Source organism: Holdemanella sp. DFI.5.55 (genome assembly GCF_020593575.1).
Taxonomy (GTDB): domain Bacteria; phylum Bacillota_I; class Bacilli_A; order Erysipelotrichales; family Erysipelotrichaceae; genus Holdemanella; species Holdemanella hominis.
Map to the genome: position 1 here is coordinate 1 of NZ_JAJDMK010000119.1, position 3,711 is coordinate 3,711.

Genomic DNA, 3,711 nt, shown 5'->3' on the forward strand with positions numbered 1-3,711 from the left:
CTTTACATCATTATATCAGATTTGAAATCAACCTTTTACAAAATTGTGTATAACATGAGTATTACGCCATCTGAAGGCCATGCAGTACGCTAGAGAAGTCCACACAATCCGTTACATAAGTCCACTCACTTTTAAATATGAATACGTTATACAAGTCCATTAAAAAAACACGGGATTAGCCGCAATATCATTAAGTTAAGAAATGACATTGGGCAATCCCTCCCTTTTTATTTGTTGTCCAAGTCCAATATCAGCTATAAACCGTTTTGGGGTATATGCCGCCCCTTAAAATCTTGAAGAGCAAATTCACCTTACCACATCCAAATTTATTGCGCACTTTTTTCTACAATTTTTTATCCATTGTAGTTAGCCTGATTCCAAATTTGATAATGAAAATAAAATTTATTGATATCAATTACAGTTCCACATTTTGACAATGAATTTTGATATGATAAATTATTTGCAAACGTATTATAATATGCAACCCCCAATACTGAAGATGCAATCAAAATTGCAGCAACTGCTGGAACAGCTGCAGTTGCTGCACCACCAATGGTTCCACCAGCACGAATTATTTCTGCATAATTTTTTGCATCGTTAACTAAAGCATTTGATACAGCTTTGGTTTGAGCAGTTCTTACATAATTCCAACCTTCGATTTTCCAAGTCTAACCACATATTCCCGTAGGTATAACTTGTGGAGTTAAATCTGTATTTTCAATAGAATCAATTGCAATATCTAAGAAACTTTCTTTCGTATAATTCGTTCCTGCTACTTGATTAAATTCATCAAAGTCATAAACATCAACTATTTCTTTGATTGTATCATAATCATAAATATATTTATTATCTTCTATAATTAAAGTTTCTGTTATTCGATCTTGCATTTGTTGCATTTCAGCTAAAATTTGTTCATCAGTTTTAGTCTCATATGCCCTAGCATCAACGTTAATCAAAGTAATAGATAAAATGAACGCACATACACGAAAATATCTTTTTAATTTTATTCATCACATTATTCTCCTATTCTCTGTTCTAATCTTTACAATAAAGATAAATCACTATGACTAAATTTATACAGATATAAAGAGTTATAATAATACTTAATACATTTTTTAATTCATAATAACCATCAACCAAATGTGTAAATAGCGTCATACTTGCGCTTACTAACATAATAGATATCCCAGAAAACTGTGCAAATTTATCTTTCATATTATCCATCATCCCTTTCCGTTATAATAAAAATACTTGTTCGAATTAAAATTTGTTCACATTATTATGATCATTATCCTCTAATATACCTGCTAAGATTAAAAATTATTGGTTCCCATGGGTATCAATCTCCTTATGTGTTTTTTATAGATTATAAATCAAAATTCAATGCTATTAATGCTATCACAGTTCAATAATAGATAACATTGTTCACTTCTCTATAGTTTTTATTTACATCATTTTTATAAAAACATAAGTCTTATAAAACTTATATTTTTTGATATCTAGAAGAGTAGGGTTGTATCAGCAATCCCTCCCTTTTTATTTGTTATTCGAGCCCGATATTAGCTATAAATCGTTTTGGGGTATATGCGCCCCTTATACTGTTTTATGAAATAAGACAAATTGCCTTATCAGATTATTAACAAATAAAACTTAATGTATTGATATTATTCTTAATTAATCCATATATGAAAAACCGTTCCTAAAGTATCATCACATTTTAACTGAAGTGTGATAGTACTTTTTAGTATATCATACACAATCAATTGATTCTCGGTAAGAAGTAAAAGATGATTTAAGTCTAATCTTTTAATATCTACAATTCTTTCATTTTCAGAAATGGCATACGGTGAAATATCAACAAATTCGCTTTGCAATGTTTCATAATTAAAAATAGTAAAACCCAGTTTATCTATAGTTATCGATTCATGTGATATAGCAAGAAAATCATCTCCAATATCATAAATATCGGAAGGAAATATTTCTTCAATCGTATAGAATTCACTTGTTTCGTTAACTAAGTCATATCTATATATTGCACCAGCATATATTTTTTCTAAACTACCAAGATCTCGCCAACCCGCTGAAACAGCGTATAAATAATTCCCTTTTGTAATAACATCACTAAAGAAATATTGCTTCTCTTTATTGGCTTCAAGTTCTTTTATTGTATCTATTGAAAAATCACCATCATTTTCAGAAATAGAAATCAAAATATTTTTAAAATAATTCTTCCCATTTTCAACTTCTGTGGTTTCAACCTCTGTTCCAATAGTATAAACTTTATCAGACGAAGTAATGAAATCACTAAATAACATATCCTTCTCAAGTTTTAGATATTCCACTTCTTCTAATTCTGGTGTATAAACTGAAATAAACGAGTTTTCTCCTGTAGTAGATGCAAAATAGTAATTATGAGAAGTTCCTGATGATGTATATGCACAATGGTCCGTTTGATAACGATGAATTAACCCTGTGTTGAAGTCTATTGAAACTAAAGATTGCTTATCTCGACCAGGAAAATCTTCTTCGGTAAATACTAAATACTGATTTAACAATTCAGAACGATGAACCACAGGGTTTATATTCGTATTTATAATCTTAATATCTGTTTTGGTTATTTCATTTAACTTTTCATCATTGAATTGATAGCCAATTATTCCATCGCTGCCTAGCACATAAAAATCAACCTCGTCTGAAGTTTCAAAACGATTTGTTTTTTGACAACCTACTGTTCCAATCAAAAGGAATGCGATTATACAGTATGAAATAATTTTTTTAACGTGTTTGTACAATTTAAACTGCTTCATAATCTGGGAAAATCATCTATTCCTATATGTAATTAATGTTTTAGAATTTTTAACAAATTCTCCTGGATGTACTGCGATTGCACCACCGATATCATTATCAGATTTATTTAAATTAACACCTGCAGTATAATAATAAGCTGCCCATACTAATTGAGAACAATAAAAACTACCAGTTTGATAACAGTTCCAAAAATTAAGATTGTAAGGTTTACCTTTTTGCTGTCCAGCCCAATAACCAGCATTATAATCTTGATTAACGGTTGTGCTCTTAACACCCACTTGCCAAATTGTATGTGTACTACTTGTCCATACTCCATGCCTAAAATCTGCTGTTTTCCCCGGCTTTTGTGCTTCAATTACCGCCTCAATTCGTTGCGGAGCTACTATTGCAGAATGCCAAGTATTAACAGTATTAGTCCCAAACCCTTCGGTTGTTACACATATCACGCCATCTCTCCAAGACCATGAACCAGTTGCTGATCTTGTTGTTGGATTCTTAAAATCACCATAAATTGGTGCCTGAAACCCATAATCTAAATATTCTTGTTCTCTTTCAGGCATCGTTTCAAGTATTTCTTTTTGTTCTTCAGTTAAATTCTGCTCATTTAATGTATCTTCATTAGCCAAAATAGGACTAGTAAAACACATAATGCTCATCATTGAGCAAATAAATAAAGAAAATGTTTTTTTCATCAATTTACTCTCTTTCTTATTTTGTTCTTTTATGGATAGCGCTATCTCTAATTCAAATATAATATAGAATTTAGAAAAATACAATACATATAATCATTACGTTTATTTTTATTTATATTCGTTATAATTAATCATATTCAAATTGAAAAAATAAATATTTAATCATATAATTTAAGAGAAGATATATACATAAAGAAATTAAATGGAGGAA

3 protein-coding genes are annotated in these 3,711 nt (G+C 29.9%); all 3 read right to left on the reverse strand.

Features of this window, described 5'->3' with window-relative positions; genetic code table 11:
- Positions 1-668 precede the first annotated feature (668 nt).
- The 3 genes from LJE08_RS13000 to LJE08_RS13010 all read right to left on the reverse strand — a co-directional run bounded on the left by LJE08_RS13000 (position 669) and on the right by LJE08_RS13010 (position 3,500).
- Positions 669-956 carry a hypothetical protein gene (locus LJE08_RS13000; protein WP_217255950.1) on the reverse strand — a complete coding sequence of 96 codons (288 nt, stop codon included), beginning with the start codon at positions 954-956 and terminating at the stop codon, positions 669-671.
- A gap of 714 nt (positions 957-1,670) precedes the next feature.
- Positions 1,671-2,741: a hypothetical protein gene (locus tag LJE08_RS13005; RefSeq protein WP_227403441.1), complete on the reverse strand. Its 1,071-nt coding sequence runs from the start codon at positions 2,739-2,741 to the stop codon at positions 1,671-1,673.
- A 78-nt stretch (positions 2,742-2,819) separates the two neighbouring features.
- Positions 2,820-3,500, reverse strand: a complete 681-nt coding sequence (locus LJE08_RS13010; RefSeq protein WP_227403442.1) for a YiiX/YebB-like N1pC/P60 family cysteine hydrolase — start codon at positions 3,498-3,500, stop codon at positions 2,820-2,822.
- Positions 3,501-3,711 lie beyond the last annotated feature (211 nt).

What these genes read in the sequence shown, in the direction of transcription:
- LJE08_RS13010 (WP_227403442.1), bottom strand. Translation starts at nt 3,500, where the DNA reads ATGAAAAAAACATTTTCTTTATTTATTTGCTCAATGATGAGCATTATG.